Here is a 15,261-nt window from a genome sequence, read left to right on the forward strand (position 1 = left end):
AAGGAGCCGCACCTGTGAGCAGTGCCGACGACCAGACCACCACGACCAGCAGCGAGCTGCGCGCCGACATCCGCCGGCTGGGTGATCTCCTGGGCGAGACCCTCGTCCGGCAGGAGGGACCCGAGCTCCTCGACCTGGTCGAGAAGGTCCGCCGCCTCACCCGCGAGGACGGCGAGGCCGCCGCCGAGCTGCTGCGCGGCACCGAACTGGAGACCGCGGCCAAGCTGGTGCGCGCCTTCTCCACCTACTTCCACCTCGCCAACGTCACCGAGCAGGTCCACCGCGGCCGTGAACTGCGCGTCCGGCGCGCCGCCGAGGGCGGCCTCCTCGCCCGCACCGCCGACCGGCTCAAGGACGCCGACCCCGAACACCTCAGGCAGGCCGTCCACAACCTGAACGTCCGCCCGGTCTTCACGGCCCACCCCACCGAGGCCGCGCGCCGCTCGGTCCTCAACAAGCTCCGGCGCATCGCCGCGCTCCTGGACAGCCCCGTCCAGGGCTCCGACCGCCGCCGCCACGACGTCCGCCTCGCCGAGAACATCGACCTGGTGTGGCAGACCGACGAGCTGCGCGTCGTCCGCCCCGAGCCCGCCGACGAGGCCCGCAACGCCATCTACTACCTCGACGAACTGCACGCCGACGCCGTCGGCGACGTCCTGGAGGACCTGACGGCGGAGCTGGAGCGGGTCGGCGTCAGGCTGCCCGACGACACCCGGCCGCTCACCTTCGGCACCTGGATCGGCGGCGACCGCGACGGAAACCCCAACGTCACCCCCCAGGTCACCTGGGACGTCCTCATCCTCCAGCACGAACACGGCATCAACGACGCCCTGGAGATGATCGACGAACTGCGCGGACTGCTCTCCAACTCCATCCGCTACACCGGCGCCACGGAAGAGCTCCTGCAGTCCCTCAAGACCGACCTCGACCTGCTGCCCGAGATCAGCCCCCGCTACAAGCGCCTCAACGCCGAGGAGCCCTACCGGCTCAAGGCCACCTGCATCCGGCAGAAGCTGGAGAACACGAAGCAGCGCCTCGCCAAGGGCACCCCGCACGAAGCGGGCCGCGACTACCTCGGCACCGGCGAGCTGCTCAGCGACCTGCGGATCATCCAGGCCTCCCTGCGCGAGCACCGCGGCGGCCTCCTCGCCGACGGCCGCCTGGCCCGCACCATCCGCACCCTCGCCGCCTTCGGCCTCCAGCTCGCCACCATGGACGTACGCGAACACGCCGACGCCCACCACCACGCCCTCGGCCAGCTCTTCGACCGCCTCGGCGAGGAGTCCTGGCGCTACGCCGACATGCCCCGCGAGTACCGCGCCAAGCTCCTCGCCAAGGAGCTCAGGTCCCGTCGTCCGCTCGCCCCGACCCCGGCCCCCGTGGACGCGGCCGGCGCCAAGACCCTCGGCGTCTTCGAAACCGTCAAGAAGGCCCTGCAGGTCTTCGGCCCCGAGGTCGTCGAGTCCTACATCATCTCCATGTGCCAGGGCGCCGACGACGTGTTCGCCGCCGCCGTCCTCGCCCGCGAGGCCGGCCTGGTCGACCTGCACGCCGGCTGGGCCAGGATCGGCATCGTCCCCCTCCTGGAGACCACGGACGAGCTCAAGGCCGCCGACACCATCCTGGAGGACATGCTCTCCGACCCCTCCTACCGGCGCCTGGTCGCACTGCGCGGCGACGTCCAGGAGGTCATGCTCGGCTACTCCGACTCCTCCAAGTTCGGCGGCATCACCACCAGCCAGTGGGAGATCCACCGCGCCCAGCGCCGGCTGCGCGACGTCGCCCACCGCTACGGCGTACGCCTGCGCCTCTTCCACGGCCGCGGCGGCACCGTCGGCCGCGGCGGCGGCCCCTCCCACGACGCGATCCTCGCCCAGCCCTGGGGCACCCTGGAAGGCGAGATCAAGGTCACCGAACAGGGCGAGGTCATCTCCGACAAGTACCTGATCCCGTCCCTGGCCAGGGAGAACCTGGAACTGACCGTCGCGGCCACCCTGCAGGCCTCCGCCCTGCACACCGCCCCCCGCCAGTCCGACGAGGCCCTGGCCCGCTGGGACGCGGCGATGGACGTGGTCTCGGACGCCGCCCACGCCGCCTATCGCAGGCTCGTCGAGGACCCCGACCTCCCGGCGTACTTCTTCGCCTCCACCCCCGTCGACCAGCTCGCCGACCTCCACCTCGGCTCCCGGCCCTCCCGGCGCCCCGACTCAGGCGCCGGTCTCGACGGCTTGCGCGCCATCCCCTGGGTGTTCGGCTGGACCCAGTCCCGGCAGATCGTCCCCGGCTGGTTCGGCGTCGGCTCCGGCCTGAAGGCACTGCGCGAGGCGGGCCTGCGGCACGAAGGTGACACCGTGCTCGACGAGATGCACCAGCAGTGGCACTTCTTCCGCAACTTCATCTCCAACGTCGAGATGACCCTCGCCAAGACCGACCTCAGGATCGCCCAGCACTACGTCGACACCCTCGTCCCCGACGAGCTCAAGCACGTCTTCGACACCATCAGGGCCGAACACGAGCTGACCGTCCGCGAGGTGCTGCGCATCACGGGTGAGCAGGAACTGCTGGACGCCCAGCCCGTCCTCAAGCAGACCTTCACCATCCGCGACGCCTACCTGGACCCGATCTCCTACCTCCAGGTCACCCTGCTCAAGCGCCAGCGCGACGCGGCAGCCGCGGGCAACGACCCCGACCCGCTGCTCTCCCGCGCCCTGCTCCTCACCGTCAACGGCGTGGCGGCCGGCCTGCGCAACACCGGCTGACGGCCACGACACACACAGGGGTGCCCCCGAGGTCGTACGACCCCGGGGGCACCCCTGCGTCACGGAGCCCTCAGCCCCGCTGAACCCTCCGGCGCCGGGCCACGAGACAGCCGCCCACACCGACCAGCGCCGCGGCAGCGGCCGACAGCAGACCCACCGGCGCGCCGTTGCCGGTCTCGGCGAGGCCGCCGCCGGCGCCCCGGGCGGACGGGGAGGAGGACGGAGCCGCGGCGGCGGGCGATCCGGACGCGGACGCACTCGGGGCCGTACCGGACGACGAAGAGGAAGGTGATGAAGAGGAAGGCGACGACGGTGACGCCGAGCCGGACGGCTTCCCGCCACTCCCCGCCGAGCCCTTGCAGTCCGTCCAGAACACCTTGTGCTTGGCCGCGCCCTTCTCGCCCGCGAAGTTCCAGAACAGCTTGTAGTGCCCGTCCGGCAGCGACAGGCCGTCCGTACGGCCGTGGCCGTCCGCGCCCAGCGTGATCGCGCCGGTCTTCACGGTCCGGCCCTTCGGGGCGGCCGTCGGCGCCCAGGCCTCGATGTGCCAGTCGACCCGCTGGCCACCGTCGAAGCCGAAGGCGTCCAGATAGAACGTGCACACGTGCGGCTCGTTGCGGCGCAGCTCCGCGCCGGTCCGGGCATCGTGGATCTTGACGGTGCCGTTGTCACCGGGGGCGCCGGCGTAGGCGGCCGGGGCGCACACGAGCGCCGCCGCGGCGCCGGCGCTCAGCGCGCCGGCACGGATGAGGGTACGCATGGGGCAGATCCATCTTCGAGTGGTGAACGGGGAAGATGTGGAGGGGGCGGCTCAGCTTCCGGCCACGCCCGACAGCCGGTCAAGCACGAACCGGCAACGAACACCCCCACAGACGTGAAGAACGCCCGAACCCTCAGAGAGTCACGAAAGCAGCCGTCAGCAGCGCGATCCCCGCCCCCGCCAGCACCCACCCGGCCCGGCTCAGCCGCATCCCGCCCGCCACCACCACCGACGCCAGCAGCAGCGCCCCGCCGAACGGCACCCACGCATACAGGACCCCCGCCGGACCCGAGCGCACCGCGTCCGCCGTACCCGGCTTCAGGACCACGTCGTACGTCCGCCCCCTGCGCACCGCCACCGACTGCCCGAGCTCCACCCGCGCGCGTGCCCGCGCCCCCTGCGACGTCGGCGTGAACGGCCCCGTACAGACGTCCCCCGCACACCGCGTCACCCGCACCGTGCCGGCCTCCCGCCCCTTGGTCAGCATCACGTGCTGCGCGGTCCCCCAGGAACCCCACACCCCACAGAAAAGGATCAGCACGGTGAGCGCGCCCATCGCCGCGACCCGCCCGAACCGCAACGCGGTCACGGAGGCCTGGCGAGCGGTGGTGGCAGTGGCAGGCATGGCCGGGATCATTGGCCATCCCCCTACGACCGGTCAACTCGCCCCGGGGGCAAAGCCGTACAAGTCAGGAGTTGTACGCGCCGCACGCCACGAGTTGTACGCGCCGCACGTCACGAGTTATACGCGCTCTGCGCCCGCTCCAGCCCCTCCGCCACCAGACACTCCACCGAGTCCGCCGCACGGTCCACGAAGTAGCCCAGCTCCTTGCGCTCCGCCGACGAGAAGTCCTTCAGCACGAAGTCCGCCACCTGCATACGACCCGGCGGACGCCCGATCCCGAACCGCACCCGGTGATAGTCCGGGCCCATCGCCTTCGTCATCGACTTCAGACCGTTGTGCCCGTTGTCCCCGCCGCCCAGCTTCAGCCGCAGCACCCCGTAGTCGATGTCCAGCTCGTCGTGCACCGCCACGACGTTCGCCACCGGCACCTTGTAGAAGTCCCTCAACGCGTTCACCGGACCGCCGGACAGATTCATGTACGACGTCGGCTTCGCCAGGATCACCCGCCGGCTCGCCGGCCCCGCCGGACCCATCCGCCCCTCCAGCACCTGCGCCTGAGCCTTGCCCGCCCGCTTGAACTTGCCCCCGATCCGCTCCGCGAGCAGGTCCACCACCATGAACCCGGCATTGTGCCGGTTCATGGCGTACTCCGGCCCGGGATTCCCGAGCCCGACGATCAGCCAGGGATCAGTACTGGCGGGGGTGGTCACGTCCATCTCTCCTTGATATGCGCCAGCCGCTGCTCCCGGCGAGGGAAGCAGCGGCTGAACAGTTGACGACGACGGCGAGGATCAGGCCTCGGCCGCCTCCTCGCCGCCGGCGGCCTCGCCCTCGGTCTCCTCGGCCTGCGCGGCCAGGACCTGCAGGACGACCGTGTCCTCCTCGACGGCCAGCGTGGTGCCGGACGGCAGCGGGATGTCCTTGGCGAGGATGGAGGCGCCGGCCTCCAGGCCCTCGACGGAGACGGTGACCGACTCGGGGATGTGCGTGGCCTCGGTCTCGACCGGCAGCGCGTTCAGAACGTGCTCGAGCAGGTTGCCACCCGGCGCCAGCTCGCCCTCGGTGTGCACGAAGATCTCGACCGTGACCTTCTCGCCACGCTTGACCAGCTGCAGGTCGACGTGCTCCAGGAAGCCCTTCAGCGGGTCGCGCTGCACGGCCTTCGGGATCGCCAGCTCGTTGGTCTTGCCGTCGATGTCCAGCGAGATCAGGACGTTCGGCGTACGCAGCGCCAGCTGCAGGTCGTGACCCGGCAGGGTCAGGTGCAGCGGGTCGGAACCGTGGCCGTACAGAACAACCGGAACCTTGTTGTCACGGCGGATGCGACGGGCGGCACCCTTGCCGAACTCGGTACGGGTCTCGGCGGTGAGCTTCACCTCGGACATGTGGATCACTCCTCGTAGAACTCGGAACGGACGTGGTCACCCGGCCACGAACGGCCTGCTACGAAGAGCGCGTCGATAACGGACCGCCGGCCCCGTCCCGAAGAACGAGTACGGCCTCCCTCGCCGAGCAACTGCAGCAGTCTACTCGGAGGGGGAGGCCACACCCAAAAGGATCAACGGCTAGCGCCGGCGACGGACGTGCAGAAACCTCACTGCTCGTCGAAGAGGCTGGTCACCGACCCGTCCTCGAACACCTCACGCACCGCACTCGCAATCGTCGGAGCGATCGACAGCACCGTGATCTTGTCCAGATCCCGGCCCAGCTCCGCCGGCGTCGGCAGCGTGTTCGTGAACACGAACTCACTCACCCGCGAGTTCTTCAGCCGGTCCGCGGCCGGACCCGACAGCACACCGTGCGTCGCCGTCACGATGACATCCTCGGCACCATGCGCGAACAGCGCATCAGCAGCCGCACAGATCGTGCCACCCGTGTCGATCATGTCGTCGACGAGCACACACACCCGGCCCTTGACCTCGCCCACGACCTCGTGGACCGTCACCTGGTTCGCCACGTCCTTGTCACGCCGCTTGTGCACGATCGCCAGCGGCGCACCGAGCCGGTCACACCACCGGTCCGCCACCCGCACCCGACCCGCGTCCGGCGACACGACCGTCAGCTTGTTCCGGTCCACCTTCTGGCCCACGTAATCGGCGAGCAGCGGCAGCGCGAACAGATGATCCACCGGCCCGTCGAAGAAACCCTGGATCTGGTCGGTGTGCAGATCGACCGTCAGGAGGCGGTCCGCCCCCGCAGTCTTCATCAGATCCGCGATCAGACGCGCCGAAATCGGTTCACGACCCCGGTGCTTCTTGTCCTGCCGCGCGTAACCGTAGAACGGCACGATCACCGTGATGGAGCGGGCCGACGCACGCTTCAGCGCGTCGATCATGATCAGCTGCTCCATGATCCACTGGTTGATCGGAGCCGTGTGGCTCTGGATCACAAAGCAGTCCGCACCACGCGCCGACTCCTGGTAACGGACGTAGATCTCACCGTTCGCGAAGTCGAAGGCCTTCGTCGGGACGACCCCGACACCCAACTGCTGGGCGACCTCCTCGGCAAGCTCGGGGTGGGCGCGGCCGGAGAAGAACATCAACTTCTTCTCGCCGGTCGTCTTGATCCCGGTCACAGCACAGTCTCCTCAGAGGTTGTCTCAGCCAGCCGGCTGCGTCTGCGACCTCCCGTCTGGGCATGAGAGGCCGAACCAGCTGGTAGGGGTGCGGGTGCACGCGTGCGGATGTGCACTTATCACGGTACGCCGACTTCGGCGCACCCGATTCCGGTCAGTCCTCGTTCTCGCCCCTCCGGGACGCCGCCTCGGCCGCCTTCGCCGCCGCGCTCCCCGGACGCTTCCGAGCCACCCAGCCCTCGATATTCCGCTGCTGACCGCGGGCCACAGCCAGCGAACCGGGCGGCACATCCTTCGTGATCACGGACCCGGCGGCGGTGTAAGCACCGTCCCCGACCGTGACAGGAGCCACAAACATGTTGTCCGAACCCGTCTTGCAGTGCGACCCGACGGTCGTGTGGTGCTTGCTCTCACCGTCGTAGTTCACGAACACACTCGCCGCGCCGATGTTCGTGTACTCACCGATCGTCGCGTCACCCACATACGACAGATGCGGCACCTTGGTGCCCTCACCGATCCGGGCGTTCTTCGTCTCGACGTAGGTCCCGATCTTGCCCTTGGCCCCGAGGCGCGTGCCGGGACGGAGATACGCGTACGGCCCCACACTCGCCTCCGCCCCCACGACAGCCCCGTCCGACACGGTGTTGTCCACCCGCGCCCCCGCACCGACCCTCGTGTCCGTCAGCCGGCTGTTCGGACCCACCTCGGCACCCTCACCGAGGTGCGTGGAGCCGAGGAGCTGTGTGCCCGGGTGCACGACGGCGTCCCGCTCGAAGGACACGGTCACGTCGACCCAGGTGGACGCAGGATCGACGACGGTGACCCCCGCCAGCATCGCGGCGGTCAGCAACCGGTCGTTGAGAATCCGGCGCGCCTCGGCCAGCTGCACCCGGTTGTTGATCCCGGCGATCTCCCGGTGATCGGCCGCCACGGAAGCACCGACACGATGCCCGGCCGCGCGCAGGATGCCGAGCACGTCGGTCAGGTACTCCTCACCCTGGCTGTTGTCCGTCCGTACCTTCTTCAGCGCGTCCGCCAGCAACGGCCCGTCGAACGCGAACACCCCGCTGTTGATCTCCCGGATCGCTCGCTGGACGTCGGTGGCGTCCTTGTGCTCCACGATGGCCGTCACGGCACCGGTCGCGTCGTCCCGCACGATCCGGCCGTACCCGGTGGCGTCCGGCACCTCCGCCGTCAGCACGGTCACCGCGTTGCCGTCGGCGTGGTGGGTCTCGGCGAGCTGCTTGAGGGTGTCGGCGGTGAGGAGGGGCGTGTCCCCGCAGACGACCACGACGGTCCCGTCGACGGCCCCGCCCAACTCCTCCAGCCCCATGCGCACGGCATGCCCGGTCCCGTTCTGCTCCGCCTGTACGGCGGTCCTGGCCGCCGGGTCGATCCGGTCCAGGTGCGCGGTGACCTGCTCACGGGCATGCCCCACGACGACCACGAGATTCTGCGGGTCCAACTCACGGGCGGCGGCCAGCACATGGCCCACGAGGGAACGGCCGCAGATCTCGTGCAGGACCTTCGGTGTGGCCGACTTCATACGGGTGCCCTCACCCGCTGCGAGAACGACGACGGCTGCCGGGCGAATGGCGCTCACGGGGTTGCCCTTCGGCTGTGGGTGAGTGGGGATGACAGCCGCAGGATACCGGGGTGTTTCTTGGCGGACATGAGAGCGGGCCCTGACGGGGCGTTCGCCGGTCAGGACCCGAACCTGGGTTTTGTGTGCTGTGGCTCCCGGGAGAGGATTCGAACCCCTATAAGTGGTACCAAAAACCACCGTCTTGCCCTTAGACGACCCGGGATTACCCTTATGTCCGATTTCCTAGATCAGTCTCGGACACAGCCCCTACTATGCCGTACCAGGCGCCTTCGATGCGACGGTACAGATCGGCTCCCTGGCGTACTTTGATGCCGAGGCACCCTCGGTAGGTGCTTCCGGTGTTCTTGCGCACGGTCGTGGGGTTCTGTTTCTTGAGTACGGTCTTGCCCAGGAGCGCCTTGTCAATGCCGACGACGTCGGCCCAGTAGCGCTCTGCGGCATCGATGTCTGCGGACTCATGGATCATGACCCGGCAGTGCAGGCGATCACGTGCCACGTCCAGCAGGTCCAGCCAGGCAAGGAAGACGGAGATCATCCCTGGATCGCTGTTGACGAACTCCACGCTCTCGCGGCGGGCGTGTGGTTTGTCCTTCGTTCCTTCGGCCCAGTACAGGGCGACGCCCGTGATGAAGAGCTCCCTGTCCGACAGGTCCCCGATCGCTGCTGCCGCTGCCTGCTTGGTGGCTGTCCGCTCGCGGTCCTGCGACGCTCGCAGTTTTGCCAGCCCTGCGTTCATGCGCGCCCGCTGCTCCTCGGGAGTGCACTTGGGCTCGGGATGTGGCAGATCACGCACCCACAGTGAGACGGAGCTCTTGGAGCAGCCGAGTTCCGTCTGGATCTCGTTGTATGTCCAGCCCTGGAGCCGTAGCTCCCGTGCCCTCTCCCGCAGGTCGTCCTTCGCGTTCGGCCGCTTCGTCCACTCCGGCGGCGGCTCCCCCTTCACCAGCTGGTTGAGGATGTCGTTGTCGAAGATCTTCAGCTCGTCCCGGATCTGCCGGAGGCTGTAGCCGGCCCGCCGCAGGGCGACCGCCCGGTCCCGCAGGCCCTCGAAGTCGGCGTACTTGCCAGGTGCATGTGTCATACGCATACCGTCCGGCCGGAATGAGGCGTTCCGGGGTCGAACGGGGAGTGTTCACCAGTTCGAGGGATACCGGTGGGTTTCGAGGTCGTCCGGTTACGGAGTGTGGTGTGTGGCGGTAGGGGAAAGTCACCGGAAAAGGCCTGGCTGCCGCCCGTAGGCTGGAGGTATGACCACGACGGGGGAAGAGGACAGGGCCCTGACCGGGCCTTGGTGGTGGGCCAGGTGGCGCAGTGCGGTGCTCGACGGGAGTCTCGCGCTGGTGTCGGCCGTGGAGTGCGCTGCGGAGGGGATCCCGTTTGCCAGGGATGCCGGGATTCCGGTGTCGGTGGGGATCGTTTTCGGTCTGATCGCCGGTTCTGTGCTGCTCGTGCGGCGGAAGTGGCCGATCGCCGTCGTTCTGGTCGCCATCGCGATCACGCCCGCGCAGATGGGGTTTCTGCTGGGCGTCGTCGGCCTGTACACGCTCGCCGCGTGTGAGCTGCCGCGGCGGGTCATCGGTGCGCTGGCGGGGATGTCGCTGGTGGGGACGGCGGTCGTGACGTTCGTGCGGGTGCGGCAGGACATGGCGCGGGGGGACCTGACGCTGGGTGACTGGTTCGTGCCGTTCGCGGCGGTGACGACGGCGTTGGGGCTGACGGCTCCGCCGCTGCTGCTGGGGTTGTATGTGGGGGCCCGGCGGCGGTTGATGGAGAGCTTGCGGGAGCGGGCGGACAGTTTGGAGCGGGAGCTTCAGTTGCTCGCGGAGCGGGCGGAGGAGCGGGCCGAGTGGGCGCGTAACGAGGAGCGGACGCGGATCGCGCGGGAGATGCATGACGTGGTGGCTCACCGGGTGAGCCTCATGGTCGTGCATGCGGCGGCGCTTCAGGCGGTGGCGCGGAAGGATCCGGAGAAGGCCGTGAAGAACGCGGCGCTGGTGGGGGACATGGGCCGGCAGGCGCTGACCGAGTTGCGGGAGATGCTCGGGGTGCTGCGGGCGGGGGAGGCTGTGGGCCGGCGTGCGCGGGGGGTGCCGTTGGCGGGGGTGGGGGAGGCGGCTGCGGCTGCGGCTTCTCGTGCGGTGGTGGAGGACGGGCCGTGTCTGTCGGAGCTGGAGGAGTTGATCGGGCAGTCGGCGGCGGCGGGGATGGTTGTGGATCTGTCGGTGGAGGGGGAGGTGCGGTCGTATGCGGCGGAGATCGAGCAGACGGCGTTCCGGGTGGTGCAGGAGGCGTTGACGAACGTCCACAAGCATGCGGCGGGTGCGAAGACGCATGTGCGGCTGGCGCATCGGGTGTCGGAGATCGCGATGCAGGTGGAGAACGGGCCGCCGCCGGAGCCGGGGTCGGCGTCGGCGGCGGGGTTGCCGTCGGGTGGGAACGGTCTGGTGGGGATGCGGGAGCGGGTCGTGGCGCTGGGTGGGGTGTTTGTGTCGGGGCCGACGGATGCGGGGGGTTTCCGGGTGTCGGCGGTGATTCCGGCGGTGTGAGTGCGGTGTCTCAGCCGGCGGTGAGGCGTACCGGTTCGATGCCGGTGATGAGGGTGGCGAGGGCGTGGTCGATGTCGGGTCCGACGTACCAGTCGCCGGTGTGGTCGAGGGCGTAGACGCGGCCTTCGGTGTCGATGGCGAGGGTGGCGGCGGTGTCGGTTTCTTCGCCGAGGGGGCAGAGTTCGGTGCCGAGGGCGCGGCCGAGGTCGCCGAGGGTGCGGGCGTGGTGGAGGCCGTGGAGGGGGTCGAGGTGGAGGGTGGCGGGGGCGATCTGGCGGCCGGGGCCGTGGGGGGTGATGTGGAGGCCGCCGAATTCGGCCCAGGCTTCGACGGCGGCGGGGAAGACGGTGTGCCGGTGTCCGGCGGGTGAGGTGTGGTCACGGAGGGCGTCGGCCCAGATTTCGGCCTGTTTTATGTCCCAGCGGCCGGGTTGCCAGCCGGCGGCGCGCAGGGCGGCGTCGACGAGTACGGGGAAGCGGGCCGGGGTGGTGCCGTGCTCGTGGCGGGTGGCGGGCTTGGGGGTGGTGGCGTGTTCGGGGTGCATCTGCCCTTCGTTCGTCTCGTGCGTCGTTCGTCTCGTGCGTCGTGCGTCGTGCGTCGTGCGTTGTGCGTCGTCGTGTGTGGTTCGTCGTGCCGGCGGTGTGGGGCGGTGTGGGGCGGTGGTGCCGGGATTGCCGGTGGTGGTCAGCCGTCGGTTGCCGTGGGGTCGACGATGCGGACGCCGAAGTGGGCGCTGAGGGCGGTGCAGGCGCGGCAGGGGGCGGCGAAGCTGCCGTGGAGGGGGTCGCCGTCCTCGCGTATGCGGCGGGCGGTGAGTTTGGCGTGTTTGAGTGCTTTGCGCGCTTCGCTGTTGGACATGGTTCTGCGGGCGGCGCGTTTGCTGCGGGCGGCGTCGGCGGCGGTGAGGTGCCGGGAGATGAGGATGGTCTCGGCGCAGCGGCCGGTGAAGCGGTCGCGTTCGCTGCTGGTGAGGGTGTCGAGGAAGTCCTGGACGAGGGGGTGCAGGGCGGGTGGCTGGTCGCTGCGGGCGGCGGTGCCGGTGAGGGTGGCGCCGCGGACGGAGAGGGCGGCGGCGACGGTGGGCAGGATGCCGTCGCGGCGGTGGCGGAGGGCGGGGGCGGGAGGTGTGTCGGTGCCGCTCCAGTCGATGCGTGGGTCACCGGCCCGCACGTCCTTACCTCCGGTGCGCAAGGTGTTCATGTTCGTTTTCCCCTCCCCGGGTGTTCCCCGGCTTCCCCCGAAGGACACAGGGTGCCAAATGCCGTGGCGGGTGCGGAAGCTGGGGCGGCGCGACACGCCCGGGCCGGGGGAGGGTGGTCACGGTGGGGTGACGGCTGGTCACGGAAGCGGAGGGCTGGTTTCCCCGGGGGTGCGGTGGGCCGGTGACCGGGGTTCGTGTACCGCATAGGCTGTCGCCGTTCGCGATCGACACCGCCGATTGAGGCCAGAGAGAACGCCGCAGGGGGCTACCGCCATGACGACAGGTCGGCTCGGGCTGGGTACACCGCCCAGCGGCCAGGCCGGGGGACAAGCCGTGCCGCCGAACGCGGCCTACGCCGGGCAGGTGGTGCATTTCCCGGATCCGGTGCGGGCGGCGCGTCACCCGAGAGGGGTACGGGTCGATGAGCGTGGTCACCCGGATTTCTCTCCGTACGCGCGCGTGGCGGTGGAGATTGCCGAGCCGCCGGAGGGTTTCGGTGTCGACGAGTTGCGGCTGACGGACTATGTGTCGGCGAACGCGGCGCTGGCGGCGGAGCGGCACGAGTTGTGGGACACGGTGCCGGATGTGGCGACGCCGCACGGCTGGACGTGGCACCACGTGGCGGGTACGCGGCGGCTGGAGCTGATTCCGGTCGAGGTGAAGGCGTTGCTGCGGCACCACGGTGGGGTGGCGACGGCGGCGGTGGACCATGGCAAGCGGGGGACGCGGCCGTTGCAGGAGACGCGGCCGGCGCATTTCGGGCTGCCGAAGTCGGGTGTGGCGGTGTCGGAGGCGCAGGTGCAGGGCGTCGAGGAGGACCTGGGGTACCGGCTTCCGGGCGCGTACCGTTCGTTCCTGAAGGCGGCGGGCGGATGTGCGCCGGTGGGTACGGCGCTGGACGCCGAGTTGGGTCTGCTGCTGGACCAGCCGTTCTTCACGGTGCGGGACGAGGCGGCGGTCAACGACCTGGTGTACGTGAACAAGTGCCTGCGTGACCATCTGACGAAGGACTATCTCGGGGTGTCGTTCGTGCAGGGCGGGTTGCTCGCGGTGAAGGTGAAGGGCGAGCGGCCCGGTTCGGTGTGGTTCTGCGCGTACGACGACGTGCGTGACGTGGATCCGTCGTGGTCGCCGGCGGAGCGGGTGGAGCGTCTGCTGCTGCCGTGCGGTGAGGATTTCGACGCCTTCCTGTCGCGGTTGGCGGGGAGTCCGCCGGAGTTGGAGACGGTGGCGAATCTGATGGTCGACGGCGGTTTCGCCCATGTCGTTCCGGTGTCTTCCGGTGCGGCGTCGTCCGGCTCGGTGGGGGAGTGAGTTTCAGGCGATGGTGACCTATGCACAGGCGCAGGAGCGCGCCGAGGAGTGGATCAACGGTGACGTGCCCGCGTACCAGCATCGTGAGGTGCGGGTGCGGGAGTTCGAGCTGGGTTTCGTGGTGTGGGGTGAGGACCGGGCGGAGGGTCCGCGGTCGGATGCGGGTGCGCAGCGGCTGGTGATCGCCCGGGACAGCGGTGAGGCGACGCTGTGGCCGGCGTTGCCGGTGGGTGAGGTGATCCGCCGGTACGAGGAGGAGTACGGCCGTGCCGATGGGCCGCAGGACGCGGTTCCGGCGCCGGCGGCCGCGCGGGTGGATCTCAATCAGACGTCGTTCCTGCTGACTCCTCCGGAGTGGCTGCAGGAGGCGGCGGACAAGCTGGGTCTCGGGGATCGCCGCGCTGAGGCCGGTACCGGTGCGGGTGTCGGGGCTTCGGGCGTGGGGTCCGGTGCTTCTGGCGCGGGTTCCGGCGCCGGTGGCGGTGCGGAGGCGTCCGGTGCCGGTGCCGGTGCCGGTGGCGGGGCTTCGTCCGGTGGGGCGGGGCCGGCGGAGACGCGGGGCGGGGTGCCGGCGGGGGCTGCCGGGGTGTCCGGGGAGCCTGGTGGGGCGCAGGGCGGGCCGGGTGCGCCGGGCGCGTCCGGTGTGCCCGGGGCGCCTGCTCCGCACGCTGTGCCTTCCGCGGATGTGCCGGCGGGGGCCACGCCCTGGGCCGGTACCGACACGAACGGGGGCTCCGGTGAGGACGACCGTTCGGTGCCGTTGCCCGCGACGGTGTTCGCGCCGCCGTTGAGCGCCGCGGAGGAGGCGCCAAGGCCGCCGGTGAGCACACCGGATGCGAAGACGGCGCTCATGTCGGGGGGCAGCCAGCTGCCGCCGACGGCGGTCGCTCCGGCGCTCGGTCCTTCGGACGCGCCGGGTGGGCAGGGCTTCCCGCCGGGCGCTCAGGGTGGCCCGTCCGCCCCGGGTGGTGCGGGCGGGGCGCCTGTCGCTCCCGGTGCGCCGGGTGTTCCGCAGGGCAGTACGCCCCCGCCGCTGCCCGGTACACCGCCGTACGGCCACCCGCAGCCGCCGGCGGTTCCCGGCACGCCTGCGCCGGGCGTGCCCGCGTACCCGCCGGCGCCCGGGATGCCGTTCCCACCCCCTGCCGCTCCTGGTGCGCCGGGTGTTCCGCAGGGGCACACGCCGCCACCGCCGCCGGGCGCCCCGACGTACGGCTATCCGCAGGGTCCCGGCGCCCCGCAGGCTGCTCCTGGTTACGGCTATCCGCAGGCGCCGGGTGGTGCGGCGGGCGCGCCGCAGCCTCCGGCCGACGCCGGTGCGTCCGCGCGGCATCTCGCGCCGAACGCCGGGGACATCGCGGATGCAGCGACGAGCAAGGCCGCGCCGCCGCCGAAGAAGGCGCGCGGTGGAGTGGGCGCGCCGCCTCCGCCGCCGGGCGCTCCGGGCACGCCGGGCGCGCGCCCGGGGGGTGCGGCGACGCCGCCCGCGCCGGGTGCGCCTGCCGGTGCCTATGTGCCGACGCAGCTGATGTCGTCGCTCGGGCCGGAGGGGCCAGGTGGTGCGGAAGGGGCGCAGGTGCCGGGCGCGCCGAATGCTCCGGGCGCCCCCAATCCGCCTGCCGCCCCTCCGGGCAATGTGCACCATGCGGCCACGATGCTGGCCGACCCCAGCCAGTTGGGCGGGGGTGCGCCGCAGCCGCCGGGTGCCCCGGGTGTTCCGGGTGCGCCGGGCGCGCAGGGTGGTCCTGGCGCTCCGGGCATGCCGAATCCGCCCGGCGCTCCTGCGGCGCCGGGCGCCCCGGGTATGCCGCCCGCGCCTGGCGCGCCACAACCCCCGGGCGCTCCCGCGGGTCCCGGCGCGCCCGGTGCCCCTGG

Annotated in this window: 12 protein-coding genes, 1 tRNA gene and 1 pseudogene; 4 read left to right on the top strand and 10 right to left on the bottom strand. The window is 70.8% G+C overall.

The features are described 5' to 3' along the window. The first annotated feature begins 14 nt into the window (after nucleotides 1-14). Nucleotides 15-2,759: a phosphoenolpyruvate carboxylase gene (gene ppc, locus ABZ624_RS34680; RefSeq protein ID WP_360098206.1), complete on the top strand. Its 2,745-nt coding sequence runs from the start codon at nucleotides 15-17 to the stop codon at nucleotides 2,757-2,759. A 70-nt stretch (nucleotides 2,760-2,829) separates the two neighbouring features. Here the strand turns inward: ppc and ABZ624_RS34685 are convergent, their stop codons facing one another. From ABZ624_RS34685 to ABZ624_RS34720, 8 genes are all read right to left on the bottom strand, one after another. Then, the gene (locus ABZ624_RS34685; protein WP_360098208.1) at nucleotides 2,830-3,519 is read right to left on the bottom strand and encodes a hypothetical protein; all 690 of its coding nucleotides are present in this window, start codon (nucleotides 3,517-3,519) and stop codon (nucleotides 2,830-2,832) included. 133 nt (nucleotides 3,520-3,652) lie between these two features. Next, the gene (locus tag ABZ624_RS34690; protein ID WP_360098210.1) at nucleotides 3,653-4,156 is read right to left on the bottom strand and encodes a hypothetical protein; all 504 of its coding nucleotides are present in this window, start codon (nucleotides 4,154-4,156) and stop codon (nucleotides 3,653-3,655) included. Nucleotides 4,157-4,254: 98 nt separating this feature from the next. Next, nucleotides 4,255-4,860: an aminoacyl-tRNA hydrolase gene (gene pth / locus ABZ624_RS34695; protein WP_360098212.1), complete on the bottom strand. Its 606-nt coding sequence runs from the start codon at nucleotides 4,858-4,860 to the stop codon at nucleotides 4,255-4,257. Nucleotides 4,861-4,935: 75 nt separating this feature from the next. Beyond that, entirely contained in the window at nucleotides 4,936-5,529 is a 594-nt protein-coding gene (locus tag ABZ624_RS34700) for a 50S ribosomal protein L25/general stress protein Ctc (protein WP_360098214.1), read from the bottom strand. Nucleotides 5,530-5,738: 209 nt separating this feature from the next. After that, nucleotides 5,739-6,719: a ribose-phosphate diphosphokinase gene (locus ABZ624_RS34705; RefSeq protein WP_360098216.1), complete on the bottom strand. Its 981-nt coding sequence runs from the start codon at nucleotides 6,717-6,719 to the stop codon at nucleotides 5,739-5,741. Between the two features lie 154 nt (nucleotides 6,720-6,873). Next, nucleotides 6,874-8,322 (bottom strand): bifunctional UDP-N-acetylglucosamine diphosphorylase/glucosamine-1-phosphate N-acetyltransferase GlmU, encoded by a 1,449-nt coding sequence (glmU, locus tag ABZ624_RS34710; protein ID WP_360098218.1) that lies wholly within the window; start codon nucleotides 8,320-8,322, stop codon nucleotides 6,874-6,876. Between the two features lie 131 nt (nucleotides 8,323-8,453). After that, nucleotides 8,454-8,527 (bottom strand) — tRNA-Gln (locus ABZ624_RS34715). A gap of 6 nt (nucleotides 8,528-8,533) precedes the next feature. Further along, on the bottom strand, nucleotides 8,534-9,406 hold the full coding sequence (locus tag ABZ624_RS34720) for a hypothetical protein (RefSeq protein ID WP_360098220.1): 873 nt from the start codon (nucleotides 9,404-9,406) through the stop codon (nucleotides 8,534-8,536). Between the two features lie 166 nt (nucleotides 9,407-9,572). Between ABZ624_RS34720 and ABZ624_RS34725 the strand changes: the two genes are divergently transcribed. Beyond that, nucleotides 9,573-10,871, top strand: a complete 1,299-nt coding sequence (locus ABZ624_RS34725) for a histidine kinase (protein ID WP_360098222.1) — start codon at nucleotides 9,573-9,575, stop codon at nucleotides 10,869-10,871. 10 nt (nucleotides 10,872-10,881) lie between these two features. Here the strand turns inward: ABZ624_RS34725 and ABZ624_RS34730 are convergent, their stop codons facing one another. Both ABZ624_RS34730 and ABZ624_RS34735 read right to left on the bottom strand, forming a co-directional pair. Further along, on the bottom strand, nucleotides 10,882-11,415 hold the full coding sequence (locus tag ABZ624_RS34730; RefSeq protein WP_360098224.1) for an SUKH-3 domain-containing protein: 534 nt from the start codon (nucleotides 11,413-11,415) through the stop codon (nucleotides 10,882-10,884). A 140-nt stretch (nucleotides 11,416-11,555) separates the two neighbouring features. After that, entirely contained in the window at nucleotides 11,556-12,071 is a 516-nt protein-coding gene (locus tag ABZ624_RS34735; RefSeq protein ID WP_360098226.1) for a YwqJ-related putative deaminase, read from the bottom strand. A gap of 274 nt (nucleotides 12,072-12,345) precedes the next feature. Between ABZ624_RS34735 and ABZ624_RS34740 the strand changes: the two genes are divergently transcribed. Both ABZ624_RS34740 and ABZ624_RS34745 read left to right on the top strand, forming a co-directional pair. Then, nucleotides 12,346-13,386 carry an SMI1/KNR4 family protein gene (locus ABZ624_RS34740; RefSeq protein WP_360098228.1) on the top strand — a complete coding sequence of 347 codons (1,041 nt, stop codon included), beginning with the start codon at nucleotides 12,346-12,348 and terminating at the stop codon, nucleotides 13,384-13,386. A 10-nt stretch (nucleotides 13,387-13,396) separates the two neighbouring features. Next, nucleotides 13,397-15,261: pseudogene (locus ABZ624_RS34745) on the top strand (hypothetical protein); the annotation flags it as partial.

The sequence above is a fragment of the Streptomyces sp. NPDC007205 genome (genome assembly GCF_040634095.1).
GTDB lineage: Bacteria > Actinomycetota > Actinomycetes > Streptomycetales > Streptomycetaceae > Streptomyces.